Raw genomic sequence first — 13,697 nt, forward strand, 5'->3', positions numbered from 1 at the left:
CGGGTGAAAAACAAGGGTGAAATGTCGGCGTGAACGCTGCCGATGTGTGCAGTGATCACGGCCGCGGCTCCTGGACAGCAGAACTCGAGGAAGATCCGGGACCGACTCGGTGTTGAGACGGGCATGCAGGTCGCCTTGTCGTTGCTGGACCGGTCCCGGACCCGGGACGGGCAGGCCGACGCTGCCGCGTTGCGGCAGACCGTGCACCGCGCGGAACTCGCCGAGGCCGCTGGTTATCGCCGTTTCTGGGTGGCCGAGCACCATGCTGTCCCCGGCATCGCCTCGGGTGTCCCGGCGGTGCTCATCGGCGCGATCGCGCACCGGACCAGCCGGATCCGGGTGGGGTCCGGCGGAGTGATGCTGCCCAATCATCAACCGATTGTCGTCGCCGAACAGTTCGCAATGCTCGAGGCAATGCACCCGGGGCGGATCGATCTGGGTGTCGGTCGTTCGCTCGGATTCACAGCGCCCGTGCGCGACGCACTGCGTACCCACAAGGCCGACGCAGACGACTTCGCCGCCGATATCGAGGAACTGCGCGGCTATCTGCACGGCACCGCCGAAGTGACGGTGCGCCCTCGAATATCCGATCCGCCTCCGATCTTTGTCCTCGGGACGGGGCAGGGCATGCGGTTGGCGGCGCGTCTGGGGCTGTCTGTCGTCGTCGCCGGACCTCTTCTGCGGCAGGGATCGGAACCGTTCGATCGTTACCGCGCCGACTTCCGCCCGGGCACACCCGACGCCGGGCCCTACGTGATCGTCGGCTTGGACATTCTGATCGCCGACACCGAAGCCGAGGCTCGGGAGTTGCAGCTTCCGGAGGCCTGGGCGATGGCCGTCTCGCGCGAAACGGGTACGTTCCCGCCGCTGTCCCCGGTCGACGAGATCCGCCGGCAACCGATGACCGAGCGACGGCGCCGCATCGTCGACGAGACCGCGAAGGACTCGCTCGCCGGGACCGAGGACCAAGTGGCCGAGGGGCTGGAGAAGCTGATCGCCTCCACCGGAGCGGACGAAGTGCTCAGCTCCGCCTCCACCTTCGATACCGCTGACTTGCACGACTCCGACGCGCGGCTGGCCCGGATCGTCGGCCTCGGCTGACCGCCGGACCGAAGTCTCGACCGTTCGCTCTGTGGCCGGACCATGCCATCGGCTAGGCGATAGGCTGGTGGTCCCAGAGCGTAGTGTCGCTGCGGCGGCGCCGATGCTCCAGCTGCTGTCGGTGTCTGTCCCGAGTGCACCGACTCTAGGAAGATGTGTTCATGGCCGACCTGAATCCTGACCCCCTGATCCGTAGGATGGCCGAACTCGCCCGTTCCTTCGACGGTGCCGGTGCGGATCTCGACACGACTCTGCAGCGAATCACTGCTGCGGCGGTGGAGCTGATTCCGGGCACCGACAGTGCAGATGTCCTCGTCATCACCGGCCGCAGAAAATTCGAGTCGCATGCAGCAACCTCGAAGTTGCCGCCGCAGATCGACGCATTGCAGGTCCGGGTCGGGGAAGGGCCGTGCGTGGACGCCGCCACGGAGACGGTGTTCACCCGCAGCGACGATCTGGCTACGGAGTCGCGGTGGCCCATGTTCACCGCGGCGGCTGTCGACGCGGGGGTGCGCAGCATCCTGTCGTTCCGGCTCTATACCCACGACGTGGAGGCCGGGGCATTGAACCTGTTCTCCTCCGAACCGAATGTCTTCGACGAGGAGTCGATTCATATCGGGGAGGTACTTGCAGCCCACGCCGCACTCGCTTTCGTCTCGGCTCGTCGGCAGATGCAGTTGCATTCGGCGATCGCATCCCGGGATCTGATCGGCCAGGCCAAGGGCATGCTCATGGAACGTTTCGCTGTAGACGCCGATCGCGCCTTCGCGATGATGGCGGCCCTGTCGCAGGAATCGAATGTGCCGGTGCCGACCATCGCCTCCCGCATCGTAGAGCTGGGGCCGCAACACGACTGACCCTCATGCACAGGTGAAGTGCACGCTGCGGACTACCGATTCGACTCGATCACGCGTGCACTACCTTGCGCTGCCGCACACAGTTTCTCGATGGTGTCGTCGGCGACGACGTAGATCTCGCACCGGCACAACGCCTGCTTCCTGCTGACGCTGACCACGGTGGCGACCGCGCGCAGGAGCGCACCGCTCGCGGGTCGCAGATAGTCGAGGGTCATACCCGTCGTCACGATCGAAGGGCCGAGGGCCGTGCCGGCAGCGAAGGTGAGTGCGTTGTCCGCTGCATAGGCCAGAACGCCGCCGTGCGCGAAACCGAATTGCTGGAGCAGTTCCGGTCTGAGTGGTATCTCCAAGACCGCTCGTCCCGATTCGTACTCGACCAGGCGGGCCCCGATCAGGACGCTGAACGATTGGGACGCCAGAATCTTCTGGGCATCGGCGAGGGTGTGTATTCCGGCGGTCTCCTCGGACATGATCAGCAACGTACCTCGTTCCTCGTCGTCACACGGTGAACTACTGTGCGGATCCCCCTTCGGAAGCGATGATCGCGTGGAACTGTTCGCGCAGCGCATCTTCGAGGTCATCGATCTCCGGAACGAGATCGGGATCGACGGTGATCGTCACGGTCAGCGTGCCGGCATACGACAGTGCCACGAAGGCGACTCCGATGTTTCCCGTACCGACGATCATCGGAACGATCGAGGTGACCGGCGCCCCGGCGAGGGTAACGGCCGACGACGGGCCCGGCAGGTCGGACAGAAAAGTATTGACCAGATGTTGGCGGTTCACGAACCAGCGGAACACCCCGACGGCAGCGAGAATCCGGAAGAGTGGGCCCATCAGCGCAGCGGACAGACCTCGCACGCTCGACTTCTGGGCGCGGGTACGGCAGGAGACGGAAACCAGCCGCTGGTGCGGGGTTCCCTCCAGCGGCACCCGGACGGGCATGACGCCCACCCGATTTCCCAATTGCCCACGCGTGGTCGCGGTGCGGGCGGACACCGGCACCGAGACGACCAATTCGGACGGGAACTCGCCGCGCGCGTGCAGGACCGTGGCCAGGGCACCACCGACCGCGACCAGCAGCACATCGTTGACGGTCGCGTGCCGTCGTCGTCCCGTCCGACGGACGGTGTCCAGATCCACCTCGACCGTCCTGAACGCACGGCGAACACCGGTGGGCGCATTGAACGAACATCGAGGAGCACGTCCGCCGGAACCCCGTCCGAGCTCCGCCCACGCATCGGGAAGACGAGCGAGGACCTGCGGAGCTCGCCGCACACTGTGCAGACGTCCGATCATGTTGTCGGCGAGGAGTTCTCCCGTTCGCGGACTCGTAGAAGGTGGAGCATCTTCGTACCTGGATGCCGCACTGTCCACGCCGTCGACGAGATGCGCGAGGATCGCCAGACCGCCGATCCCGTCGGCCAGGACATGGTGCAGGACCATCACCGTCGCCGTGTGTCCGTGCGGATCCGCGATGTCGGTGACGAGGAGCGCGCGCCACAGCGGCCGGGACCGAGGCAGCGGTCGGGTGAGGGCCTCCACGGCGAGTGTGATGGCGGCGTCCCGATCACCGGCGGCCGGGCACCGCACCTGCGACAGGTGAGCATCGATGTCGAAGTGGTCGTCGTCGAACCAGTAAGGCCGTCCGAGTCCGGGTGCAGGTCGGATCAGGCGTTGCCGCAGCCGTCGGATGCCGGAGAGCCGCTCGGCGAATGCCGCCCGCAGAGTCGCCGGATCCGAGCCACCCTCGCCGGCGAAGAAGATCACGGCACCGACGTGCAGAGGCACCGGCCCGACGTCGGAGGCGAGTTCGGTCAGGTCGCCGGGGCCGATGCGGTCTATGCGGCTCGAATCCGCCACCATTCGAGGATCGCAGACGGATGGGGCGGAAGAAGCAGTAACCGCAGAGCGTCGTGGATGTCGATCCGCTCGGGGCGATGACCCGCGACATCACCTCGTCGTCGGGCTCGCGCCGCCGACGATGCCCTATTGCTTACGGCGGCGCAGGGGAGCAGTGTGGAACACGGGAAACGACCGGCGACGCCGTGTCGGCGCCGCCCCGAGGAGAGGGGGTGCCGATCGTGTTTGCACGCTCGACCACCATTCACGCCCATCCGTCGTACATCGACTCCGGGATCAAGCACGTACGTGACATCGTCATGCCGGCGCTGGCGGACATCGACGGCTGCCTGGGACTGTCCCTGCTGATCGATCGCGGCTCGGGCCGCTGCATCGCCACCAGTTCATGGCGGGACGAGGATGTGTTGCGCTCCAGCGAAGGCCTGGTCCGCATGCTCCGTGACGAGGCGGCCCGGATGTTCCATGCTGCCACGGAGGTGTCGCAATGGGAGATCGCCGTGATGCATCGCGATCATCATGCGACTCGTGGAGCCTGCTGCCGTGTCACCTGGGTCGAACTCGAACCGGCCCGACTCGATCGTGGAGTGGACATGTGGAAGATGGCAGCGTTGCCGAGGATGGAGGAACTCGAGGGCTTCTGCAGTGCCAGTCTGATGCTCGACCGCGCCACCGGCCGCGGGGTGTCGTCGTTGACTTTCGACAACGCACAGGCGATGGAGAGCAACGGAGACCGCATCGACGCCATCCGGGCCGAGGTGACTCACGCGGCAGACGCGAGGGTGCTCGATACCGGTGAGTTCGAACTCGCCATCGCGCATCTGCACGTCCCCGAACTGGTCTGAACCGAAACGGGAAATATGGAAAACTGCTGCACTGCTGTGGATTCCGACAAACAGTCCGTGCCGCGGCGGGGTGTCATCCGCCGTGTGGTGGCCGGGCATCGTCGATATCGTGACGGTTCTGCAACGACGGCAGTATCCAGAAACCGAAGAACATCACCAGCGCGATGGCAGCTGCGACTATTCCGGCGGGCATATTTGCGACGAAGCTGAAGATCAGCAGGACGACACCGACGATGGCCAGTCCCAGAACGGTGATACCTGCGATCGCCAGTCGTTGTCCGGTCGCGACGAGCGTGGCCAGGGCATGCTGCCGGAACAACAGCCGGTGCAGTCCGACAGGCGCGACCAGCAAGATCACCGCGGTCACCGAGAGAGCGACCGTGACCAGATAGATCACCTTCTGCGCGTCCGACAGCTCCTCGAATCGCTGCTGGAACGGCAACGTGAGCAGGAATCCGGTCAGGAGCTGAACACCCGTCTGTACGACGCGCAGTTCCTGCAGCAGGTTGTTCCAGTTGCGGTCGAGTCGCTGGGTCTCGGTTTCACCGCGCTCCCGGTAGTTCCATGCCGCGTCGTCGCGAGAGCCCGTGTCGTCCATACACTGACAATGCCCCATTTTCGAGGTGATCGAACACGCGCGACACGCCGGGGTCGTGCGGATGCGAAGTACACCGTGTGATCCACCGACCTGGGTAGACGCCGAACCGAGCGCTCTCGAATTGCTCCCTCGTTATCGTCCTGTATCTAATGAACGGGTACGAGCGCGCCGCGGAGGGGAAAGAGGACGCGGCGCAACGCTGAACGATGGGTTGTGGAATGTTCGAAAAGCAAGCTTTGTCGAACCGTCGCCGCACGGGCCGCCGATCCGCGCGGATCGGTGCTGCATTCGTAGGCGCAGCCGCCGTGGCACTGGCCACCGCCGGCCCTGCGAGCGCGGCACCGCTGTGGCCCGGTGGGCCCGAGGTCCCGAGTGTCCAGGAGCTGATCGAAGGACTCACCCCGCCCGGGGTGACGCCGCCGCAGCTCGTTCCCGAGCCGGCCGCACCGTTCTCCGCTCCGTCCGTCAACCCGTCGAACGGGGAGACGGTGGGTGTCGCACAGCCGATCATCATCCGGTTCGACGAGGCCGTCGGAGATCGTGCAGCCGCCGAACGCGCCATCCGCATCACCTCGCAGCCGCCCGTCGACGGGCACTTCTACTGGGCGTCGAACACGCAGGTCCGGTGGAAGCCGTTCGAGTTCTGGCCCGCGAACACCTCGGTCACCGTGAAGGCCGGCGACGCGCAGTCGTCGTTCACCATCGGCGACGCCCTGGTGACGGTGGCGGACGACAACACCAAGACGATCACCGTCACCCGCAACGGTGAGGTCGTCCGCACCATGCCGACGTCCTTCGGCAAGCCCGGTCACGACACCCCGAACGGCACCTACATCGTCGGTGAGAAGTACCGCGACATGTACATGGACTCGTCGACCTACGGAGTTCCTGTCGACAGCCCCGAGGGCTACCGCACCTACGTCGAGTACGCGACGCGGATGTCCAACAGCGGAATCTTCCTTCATGCCGCTCCGTGGTCGGTCGGCGCGCAGGGCAACACCAACGTCAGCCACGGTTGCCTCAACGTGAGCACCGAGGACGGAAAGTGGTTCTTCGAGAACGCGAAGAAGGGCGACCCGGTGATCGTGCAGAACACCGCCGGTGGAACCCTCAACGGCTGGGACGGTCTGGGCGACTGGAATCTCTGATCCTCCGTCGCCCGACCCGATCTCCGTCGCACTGACGGCAAGGCTTTCCGACGCCCCCTGCTCTCCGGTTCGTTTCATCCGGAAAGAGCAGGGGGCGTCGGCTTTTCGATTCTGCTAGGTGGCCACCAGGTCGTCGATCTGGTTGATGGCGGACGAAGCGCCCTCGACCACGCCCATGTCCAGTACCTGCTGGAGTGCTTCGGCGCTCTCGTAGGTGCTGACGTAGATTGCGCGCGTGCCGCCTTCGAACTCTTCGAAGTTGTAGATGCTCCGCGAGACGGGCAGTTCCGGCTTCGGGGTGAAGTCCGGCTCCGCGAAACCGTCGAGGAACGAGAAACTCGTCGGTTCGTCGACGGCCGTGATATCCCAGTAGCCGGCGTACTTCTCGCCGTCGGGGCCGGTCATGTAGTAGGTGGTGCGGGTGCCGGGCTTCAGATTGTGGTCGACCACCGTCGCGGGGAAGGTCGGGGGTCCCCAGATCTTCTCCAGCTGACGGGGATCGGCGTAGACCTGCCAGATGCGGGACACCGGGGCGGCGAACTCGGCGGTGATGGTCAGGGTCAGCTTGTCGGGGTCGTGCCGGACGTCGGTTACAGGCATTTCTCAGCCTTCCTCGGAGGATTCGGATGCGATGAGTTCGTCGATGCGCGCGATGCGACCGCGCCAGACCTGCTCCAGCTCGGTGAGCATGGACGCCACCGACCGCACTGCCGTCACGTCACCACTGGCCAACTGCTCGCGACCGCTGCGTCGCTTCACGAGCAGGCCGGCCTTCTCCAGCACGGCGACGTGCTTCTGTACTGCGGCGAAGGACATGTCGTAGTTCGCCGCGAGAGCGGACACCGAGTGTTCGCCGGCCAGGACGCGTCGCATGATGTCGCGCCGGGTCCGGTCGGAGAGCGCGTGGAACAGGGCGTCGGCCCGGTCCTCGTCGTCTCCGCTCACATCTCCAAATGTACAACCGAATGGTTGTATGTCAAGACTTCGGGGCGATGACGAGCCGGTCGCCGTAGGGTGCGCGATGCTCCTCGTCGAGATCGTCGTCGGTGACGATGGACGTGATCTCGTCGAGGCTCGCGACCCGGGCGAGCGCACGCTCTCCGAACTTCGAATGGTCCGTCACCACGATCGTCTTCTCGGCCGACCGGATCATCGCCCGTTTGATCGGGATCTCCAGCGTGTTGGTGTTCGTGACGCCGGCGGTGGGGTGCACGGCGTCGGCGCCGAGGAACGCCCAGTCGGCCGAATAGTCCGAGAGGAACCGCACGGCGTGGTCCCCGACCAGGGTGTACACCGAGCCGAGGAGTTCGCCCCCGGACACGAGAAGCCGGACATCCGGGAATGCCGCAACGTATTTCGCGATACGCAGGTCGTTGGTGAGTACCGTCAGCGACGCCTTGTGCCGCAGTGCCACGGCCACCTCGTACGTGGTGGATCCGCTGTCGAGCACCACACTGTCGCCGTCCGACACCATGGCGGACGCAACCGCTGCGATGGCCGCTTTCTCCTCGCGACGCACGTCCTTCTTGAGCGCGTACGGCACCTCGAGACCCGCGCCCTCGACCGCTCGGGCACCCCCGTGCGTGCGTTCGACCTTCCCTTCGCGGGCGAGCGCATCGAGATCTCGACGGATCGTGGACGCGTCGACGCCGAGATCGGCCGAGAGGGTCTTCGCATCGATATATCCGTCGGCGAGGATTCGGTGGAAGATCTCACGTCGCCGTGCGGTCGCTGACACGATTGCTCCTAGGGCTCTGGGCACTCGAATTTCTGGGTACTCGGACGCCGTGGTCGGGGTCGGTGCACGACCATAACGCACAGGCGACACACCTTTGCGTGGATATTGACACTGTCTGCGCTCAGTGTGCATGATTTCGTGCAGGATTTGCTCGATTGTGCGTGATCGTTTCGCTGGCACCACGTTGTTCGGAGGTTGCACGGTAATGCTGAAGTTGGGATACAAGGCGTCTGCGGAGCAGTTCGGCCCGCGCGAGCTGGTCGAACTGGGAGTGCTGGCCGAGCGGCACGGGATGGATTCGGCGACAGTGTCGGATCACTTCCAGCCGTGGCGGCACAACGGAGGGCACGCGCCCTTCTCGCTGGCGTGGATGACCGCCGTGGGGGAGCGCACCGAGCGGTTGCAGCTCGGGACCTCGGTGCTGACCCCGACGTTCCGGTACAACCCGGCGGTGATCGCGCAGGCCTTCGCGACGATGGGTTGTCTGTATCCGGGGCGGATCTTCCTCGGTGTCGGTACCGGTGAGGCGCTCAACGAGATCGCCACCGGCTATGCCGGGGAGTGGCCGGAGTTCAAGGAACGTTTCGCCCGGCTGCGCGAGTCGGTGCGGCTGATGCGTGAACTGTGGCGCGGGGACCGGGTCGATTTCGAGGGGGAGTACTACACCACGAAGGGCGCGTCGATCTACGACGTACCCGAGCAGGGCATTCCGGTCTATATCGCCGCCGGTGGCCCGGTGGTGGCGCGGTATGCGGGGCGGGCGGGGGACGGGTTCATCTGCACCTCGGGCAAGGGTATGGATCTCTACACCGACAAACTGCTGCCGGCGGTGGCGGAGGGAGCGGAGAAGGCCGAGCGCGACGTGAACCGGATCGACAAGATGATCGAGATCAAGATCTCGTACGACACCGACCCCGAGCTGGCGTTGGAGAACACGCGGTTCTGGGCGCCGCTGTCGCTCACGCCGGAACAGAAGCACAGCATCGACGATCCGATGGAGATGGAAGCGGCGGCCGATGCGTTGCCGATCGAGCAGGTCGCCAAGCGGTGGATCGTGGCGTCGGATCCGGACGAGGCGGTCGAGCAGGTCAAGGCATATGTCGATGCCGGGTTGAATCATCTCGTGTTCCACGCGCCGGGCCATGATCAGAAGCGGTTCCTGGAACTGTTCGAACGCGACCTCGCACCGCGCCTGCGCGCCCTGGCGTGATGAAAGACCTCGGCAGAAACATGGATACGGAAACGCGAGATGTGACGACCACGAAGGCCTGGCAAGCCCTCGAAGCTCACCGGGACGAGATCGCCGCGGTGTCCCTGCGGGAGCTGTTCGCGATCGAGCCGCAGCGGATACAGGCGTTGACCGCACACGCCGGGGATCTGGTGGTCGACTTCAGCAAACAGCGTCTCACCGCCCGCACTCTCGAACTGCTCCTCCAGCTCGCCGAGCAGACGGGTGTGGCCGCCGCCCGCGAGGCGATGCTCGCCGGTGAGCACATCAACAGCACCGAAGACCGGGCGGTGCTGCACACCGCCCTACGGCTGCCGCGGCAGGCATCGCTGATCGTCGACGGAATCGACGTCGCCGCGCAGGTGCATGCCGTGCTCGACCGGATGGGTGAGTTCACCGACCGGATCCGCGACGGACGCTGGCGCGGCGCCACCGGGCAGCGGATCACCACGGTGGTCAACATCGGCATCGGCGGCTCCGATCTCGGCCCGGCGATGGTCACCGGCGCGCTGCGCCGCTTCCACGACGGGCCCGCGGCACGGTTCGTCTCCAACGTCGACCCCGCCGATCTGACCGCGGCACTGGCCGACCTGGACCCGGCGACGACCGTGTTCATCGTCGCGTCGAAGACGTTTTCCACCCTCGAAACCCTCTCCAACGCCACCGCCGCCCGCCGCTGGCTCGTCGACGCCCTCGGGGAGGACGCCGTGGCGAAGCATTTCGTCGCGGTGTCGACGCACACCGAGCGGGTGGTCGAGTTCGGCATCGACCCGGCGAACATGTTCGAATTCTGGGACTGGGTCGGCGGCCGCTATTCGGTCGGCTCGGCGATCGGGCTGGCGGTGATGTGCGCCATCGGACGCGAGCGGTTCGCCGAGTTCCTCGCCGGCATGCACACCATCGACACCCACTTCGCCACCACCGCCCCGGCACAGAACGCACCGTTGCTGGCGGGGGTGATCGGGGTATGGAATGCGAGCATCCTCGGTTATCGGTCGCGCGCGGTGGTGCCCTATGCGCAGGATCTGGCGCGGCTGCCGGCCTATCTGCAGCAGCTGACCATGGAATCGAACGGCAAATCCGTGCGCGCCGACGGCACACCGGTGGTGTGTCCGACCGGGGAGGTGTTCTGGGGTGAGCCCGGTACCAACGGTCAGCACGCCTTCTTCCAGCTGCTGCACCAGGGCACCGAGATCGTCCCCGTCGACTTTCTCGGCCTGGCCCGTAGCGGCGACGACCTGCCCGCCCGCGACGGGCAGACCAGCATGCAGGTGTTGTTGCTGGCGAACATGTTCGCCCAGGCCAAAGTGTTGGCCTTCGGGCGTGATGCCGACGAGGTCCGCGCCGACGGCGTCGACGAGGCGTTGGTGGCGCACAAGGTGATGCCCGGGGATCGGCCGTCGACGACGATCCTGGCGCCCGAGTTGACGCCGTCGGTGCTCGGGCAGATCATCGCCTTCTACGAGCATCAGACCTTCGTCCAAGGGGTGATCTGGGGGATCGATTCGTTCGATCAGTGGGGGGTCGAACTCGGCAAGACCCAGGCCACCGCCCTGCAGGCGGTGCTCGCCGGCGAGGAGACCCCCGACACCGGCGATGCCTCCACCGACCACCTGATCGAGACCTACCGAACCCTGCGCGACGGAGGGAAGTAAGGACATGCCCGCGCCGAAGTTGCTCTATCTGCCGCCTCCCGTTGCCGAGGAGTGGGATTGGCAGATGGACGCGGCTTGTCGCGACGCGGACGGCTCGTTGTTCTTCCACCCGGACAACGAGCGGGGCGACGCGAGGGAGAACCGCATGGCCTCGGCCAAGAAGGTGTGCGCTCGTTGTCCGGTGCGGCAGAAGTGCTTGCAGTACGCCTTCGATTCCGGTGAACGCTACGGGATCTGGGGCGGGCTCACGGAGGACGAACGCGCCCGGGTGAGAAGGGCCCGCCGGCGCCACACCAGTCGGTGACACCGACCGCTCTCACCCGCCGGAGACGACTTTCCCGATGACCCGGGCGGCCTCTCGGAAGGCCGCCGGATTCGGGCCGGCGAAGTTGAGCCGGAGGTACTGGCCGGTGGGTTCTGCCGGGAACCACTCGTCGCCCGCCGCGACGAGCACCCCGGCGGCCTCGCAGTCGCGCGCGACTGCCTGGGCGTCGGTGTCGTCGGGGAGCCTGCCCCACAGGTTGAGCCCACCGGGCGGTAGTCCGTCGAATTCCACCTCGGGTGCGTGCTCACGGAGTTCGCTCGCGAGGAGGTTGCGGCGGGATTCGAGTTCGCGACGGACTGCCCGCAGGTGGGTCTGCCACGCGGGCTGGGTGACGACGTCGAGCGCGACGGTCTGGAGAACGCCGCTCACGTAGACGGATTCGGCCTGCACGTCGGCGAGGATGCGTTCGCGAGCGGGTCCTCGCGCCACGATCGCCGCGACCCGCACCGACGGTGCGACGCTCTTGGTCAGCGAGCGGATGTAGACGACGTGGCCGGAGTCGTCGCGTGCGAACAGTGGGACGGACGGGGTGGAGATCCCGAAGTCGTGGGCCCAGTCGTCCTCGATGACGAACGCTCCCGCATCGCGCACCGCGTCGAGGACCCGCTCGCCGATCGACGACGACCATTGCGACCCTGTGGGATTCGCGAAGTTCGGTTGCGCGTAGAAGGCGCGCGCCCGGGTCCGGTCGAACGCGCGGGCCACTTCGTCGGGATCGGGTCCGTTGGGACCGCTCGAGACGGGCACGAGTTGTACGCCCGCCTTCGTGGCGGCGAGGATCGCTCCCCAATAGGTGGGTGACTCCACCACGAGGGGATTGCCGGCGCCGACGAGTGCGCGGAAGATCGAACCGAGGCCGCTCTGGCTGCCGGGTGTGATGATCACGTCGCCCGCGAACGGTGGCGCGGTGCGCGCGTTCGTCGCTTCCGTCAGTTCCGTGGCGAACCATGCCTGCAGTTCGGGAAGTCCCGCGGCAGGGGTCCGTTCGACGGCGGCATTGCTGCGGGATGCCCGCGAATACGCTCCGCGGACGAGACGTTCGGGAAGCAGTGTGCGGTCGGGGTAACCGGAGTGGAGCGCAACCACGTCGTTGGCCACCGTGCGCAGGGCAGCAGAGGCGCGGGCAAGCGGGGGAGCTGTTCCGAGCGCTTCCGTCTGCCAACTGTGATCGATCGTGTTCGACATGCGGATCTGCCGTACGAAGGTGCCGACACCGGAGCGGCTCTCCACGAGCCCCCGGGCCTGGAGCGTTCGCAGTGCCTTCTGCACCGTGACGGGACCGACGCCGTACTGCGCGACGAGCGACCTCGTCGAGGGCAGTCGGGCGCCGGGCGCAGCGGTGGCGAGCCACCGGGTCAGTTCCGCGACGAGTTGCGAACTGCTACTGTTCGACATGAGAGTACAGAGTAGCGCTATCATTCCGGACCGGCCAGTGCTATCCCCCGATCCTCGCGGGCTGGCCTGGGGTCTTCTCGGCGTCGCAGGCTTCTCCCTGACAGTGCCCCTCACCCGAATCACCGTCGAGAGCGGGGTGATGTCACCGCTGTTCGTCGCCGCCGGTCGCGCGGTCGTCGCAGCGGTTCTCGCCGCTCTCGCGCTCGCGTTCACGGGACAACGACTCCCGCACGGACATCAGTGGGGCAGAATCGCCGTCGTCGCGGGCGGCGTGGTGATCGGATTTCCCCTGCTCACCTCCTACGCCCTGACCACGGCACCGGCGAACCACAGCGCGATCGTCATCGCAATCCTCCCCGCAGCGACCGCGGTGGTCGCGGTACTGCGTGCCCGCGAACGACCCCCGGCGCCGTTCTGGGTCGCGGCAGCTGCGGGGACGCTCGCCGTCATGGTCTTTGCCGGCCTACGCGATGGAGGCTTCGAGGGCTTCGGCCGAGCCGATCTGCTGTTGCTCGGTGCGGTGGTGGCCGCCGCCCTCGGTTACGCCGAAGGCGGTCTGCTGGCACGGGAGATCGGTGCGTGGCAGACGATCTCGTGGGCACTGGTTCTGGCGTCGCCGCTCATGGTGTCGCTCACCCTCGTCTCGTTCACCGCCGGGCTACCGCAAGGCGATGTGACGCACTGGGCGTCGTTCGCGTATCTCGGCGTCGTCAGCATGTTCCTCGGCTTCTTCGCGTGGTATCGAGGTCTGGCGATCGGGCCGATGGCGCGGGTCGGTCAGGTTCAGCTCACTCAGCCGATCATGACGGTCGGCTGGGCCGCGTGGCTGCTGGGAGAACCGCTGACCTGGGCGGTCGTTGCGTGCGGTGCCGCCGTCGTGCTGTGTGCCGGCACCGCTGTTCGCGTCCGCCGCACCTGAGGTGCGTCAGTCCTTGTCGAGGACGAAA

At 66.4% G+C, this 13,697-nt stretch carries 15 protein-coding genes; 8 read left to right on the top strand and 7 right to left on the bottom strand.

Going from position 1 to position 13,697, the window contains the following annotated elements; genetic code table 11:
* The first annotated feature begins 123 nt into the window (after positions 1-123).
* Both EQ874_RS03540 and EQ874_RS03545 read left to right on the top strand, forming a co-directional pair.
* On the top strand, positions 124-1,101 hold the full coding sequence (locus tag EQ874_RS03540; protein WP_129975593.1) for an MsnO8 family LLM class oxidoreductase: 978 nt from the start codon (positions 124-126) through the stop codon (positions 1,099-1,101).
* Positions 1,102-1,262: 161 nt separating this feature from the next.
* Entirely contained in the window at positions 1,263-1,958 is a 696-nt protein-coding gene (locus EQ874_RS03545) for a GAF and ANTAR domain-containing protein (RefSeq protein WP_129975595.1), read from the top strand.
* A gap of 32 nt (positions 1,959-1,990) precedes the next feature.
* Here the strand turns inward: EQ874_RS03545 and EQ874_RS03550 are convergent, their stop codons facing one another.
* Positions 1,991-2,428 carry a PaaI family thioesterase gene (locus EQ874_RS03550; protein WP_129975597.1) on the bottom strand — a complete coding sequence of 146 codons (438 nt, stop codon included), beginning with the start codon at positions 2,426-2,428 and terminating at the stop codon, positions 1,991-1,993.
* A gap of 40 nt (positions 2,429-2,468) precedes the next feature.
* Positions 2,469-3,824, bottom strand: a complete 1,356-nt coding sequence (locus EQ874_RS03555; RefSeq protein ID WP_129975598.1) for a wax ester/triacylglycerol synthase domain-containing protein — start codon at positions 3,822-3,824, stop codon at positions 2,469-2,471.
* A 209-nt stretch (positions 3,825-4,033) separates the two neighbouring features.
* Between EQ874_RS03555 and EQ874_RS03560 the strand changes: the two genes are divergently transcribed.
* Positions 4,034-4,663 (top strand): hypothetical protein, encoded by a 630-nt coding sequence (locus EQ874_RS03560; RefSeq protein ID WP_129975600.1) that lies wholly within the window; start codon positions 4,034-4,036, stop codon positions 4,661-4,663.
* A gap of 73 nt (positions 4,664-4,736) precedes the next feature.
* On the opposite strand, the gene EQ874_RS03565 is transcribed toward EQ874_RS03560, so the two are convergent.
* Positions 4,737-5,261, bottom strand: coding sequence for a DUF6328 family protein (locus tag EQ874_RS03565; RefSeq protein WP_064065241.1), 525 nt, complete (start codon positions 5,259-5,261; stop codon positions 4,737-4,739).
* Between the two features lie 218 nt (positions 5,262-5,479).
* Here EQ874_RS03565 and EQ874_RS03570 point away from each other — a divergent pair, with 218 nt between their 5' ends.
* Positions 5,480-6,409 (top strand): Ig-like domain-containing protein, encoded by a 930-nt coding sequence (locus tag EQ874_RS03570; protein ID WP_129975602.1) that lies wholly within the window; start codon positions 5,480-5,482, stop codon positions 6,407-6,409.
* Positions 6,410-6,523: 114 nt separating this feature from the next.
* Here EQ874_RS03570 and EQ874_RS03575 read toward each other — a convergent pair whose 3' ends face one another.
* The 3 genes from EQ874_RS03575 to EQ874_RS03585 are packed head-to-tail and all read right to left on the bottom strand — an operon-like array spanning position 6,524 to position 8,147.
* Entirely contained in the window at positions 6,524-7,009 is a 486-nt protein-coding gene (locus EQ874_RS03575) for an SRPBCC domain-containing protein (protein WP_064065243.1), read from the bottom strand.
* A gap of 3 nt (positions 7,010-7,012) precedes the next feature.
* Positions 7,013-7,354 carry a metalloregulator ArsR/SmtB family transcription factor gene (locus EQ874_RS03580; protein ID WP_064065244.1) on the bottom strand — a complete coding sequence of 114 codons (342 nt, stop codon included), beginning with the start codon at positions 7,352-7,354 and terminating at the stop codon, positions 7,013-7,015.
* Positions 7,355-7,385: 31 nt separating this feature from the next.
* On the bottom strand, positions 7,386-8,147 hold the full coding sequence (locus EQ874_RS03585; protein WP_129975604.1) for a DeoR/GlpR family DNA-binding transcription regulator: 762 nt from the start codon (positions 8,145-8,147) through the stop codon (positions 7,386-7,388).
* Positions 8,148-8,352: 205 nt separating this feature from the next.
* Between EQ874_RS03585 and fgd the strand changes: the two genes are divergently transcribed.
* From fgd to EQ874_RS03600, 3 genes are read left to right on the top strand one after another with little or no spacing between them, the layout of a single operon-like run.
* Positions 8,353-9,357: a glucose-6-phosphate dehydrogenase (coenzyme-F420) gene (gene fgd / locus EQ874_RS03590; protein WP_064065246.1), complete on the top strand. Its 1,005-nt coding sequence runs from the start codon at positions 8,353-8,355 to the stop codon at positions 9,355-9,357.
* A 20-nt stretch (positions 9,358-9,377) separates the two neighbouring features.
* Positions 9,378-11,030: a glucose-6-phosphate isomerase gene (pgi, locus tag EQ874_RS03595; RefSeq protein ID WP_129975606.1), complete on the top strand. Its 1,653-nt coding sequence runs from the start codon at positions 9,378-9,380 to the stop codon at positions 11,028-11,030.
* Positions 11,031-11,034: 4 nt separating this feature from the next.
* Positions 11,035-11,334, top strand: a complete 300-nt coding sequence (locus EQ874_RS03600; protein ID WP_129975608.1) for a WhiB family transcriptional regulator — start codon at positions 11,035-11,037, stop codon at positions 11,332-11,334.
* 12 nt (positions 11,335-11,346) lie between these two features.
* Here EQ874_RS03600 and EQ874_RS03605 read toward each other — a convergent pair whose 3' ends face one another.
* Positions 11,347-12,750: a PLP-dependent aminotransferase family protein gene (locus EQ874_RS03605; RefSeq protein WP_129975610.1), complete on the bottom strand. Its 1,404-nt coding sequence runs from the start codon at positions 12,748-12,750 to the stop codon at positions 11,347-11,349.
* Positions 12,751-12,787: 37 nt separating this feature from the next.
* Between EQ874_RS03605 and EQ874_RS03610 the strand changes: the two genes are divergently transcribed.
* Complete coding sequence (locus EQ874_RS03610) at positions 12,788-13,669, top strand: DMT family transporter (protein WP_129975612.1); 882 nt, start codon at positions 12,788-12,790, stop codon at positions 13,667-13,669.
* Positions 13,670-13,697: the final 28 nt, after the last annotated feature.

The sequence above is a fragment of the Rhodococcus sp. Q1 genome (genome assembly GCF_004153645.1).
Taxonomy (GTDB): domain Bacteria; phylum Actinomycetota; class Actinomycetes; order Mycobacteriales; family Mycobacteriaceae; genus Rhodococcus; species Rhodococcus gordoniae.

Excerpts from the sequence above, each read along its gene's own strand:
- EQ874_RS03575 (WP_064065243.1), bottom strand. The coding sequence starts at position 7,009 with ATGCCTGTAACCGACGTCCGGCACGACCCCGACAAGCTGACCCTGACC.
- EQ874_RS03550 (WP_129975597.1), bottom strand. The coding sequence starts at position 2,428 with ATGTCCGAGGAGACCGCCGGAATACACACCCTCGCCGATGCCCAGAAG.
- EQ874_RS03600 (WP_129975608.1), top strand. The coding sequence starts at position 11,035 with ATGCCCGCGCCGAAGTTGCTCTATCTGCCGCCTCCCGTTGCCGAGGAG.
- EQ874_RS03545 (WP_129975595.1), top strand. The coding sequence starts at position 1,263 with ATGGCCGACCTGAATCCTGACCCCCTGATCCGTAGGATGGCCGAACTC.
- pgi (WP_129975606.1), top strand. The coding sequence starts at position 9,378 with ATGGATACGGAAACGCGAGATGTGACGACCACGAAGGCCTGGCAAGCC.
- EQ874_RS03570 (WP_129975602.1), top strand. The coding sequence starts at position 5,480 with ATGTTCGAAAAGCAAGCTTTGTCGAACCGTCGCCGCACGGGCCGCCGA.
- EQ874_RS03555 (WP_129975598.1), bottom strand. The coding sequence starts at position 3,824 with ATGGTGGCGGATTCGAGCCGCATAGACCGCATCGGCCCCGGCGACCTG.
- EQ874_RS03605 (WP_129975610.1), bottom strand. The coding sequence starts at position 12,750 with ATGTCGAACAGTAGCAGTTCGCAACTCGTCGCGGAACTGACCCGGTGG.
- EQ874_RS03540 (WP_129975593.1), top strand. The coding sequence starts at position 124 with ATGCAGGTCGCCTTGTCGTTGCTGGACCGGTCCCGGACCCGGGACGGG.
- fgd (WP_064065246.1), top strand. The coding sequence starts at position 8,353 with ATGCTGAAGTTGGGATACAAGGCGTCTGCGGAGCAGTTCGGCCCGCGC.
- EQ874_RS03565 (WP_064065241.1), bottom strand. The coding sequence starts at position 5,261 with ATGGACGACACGGGCTCTCGCGACGACGCGGCATGGAACTACCGGGAG.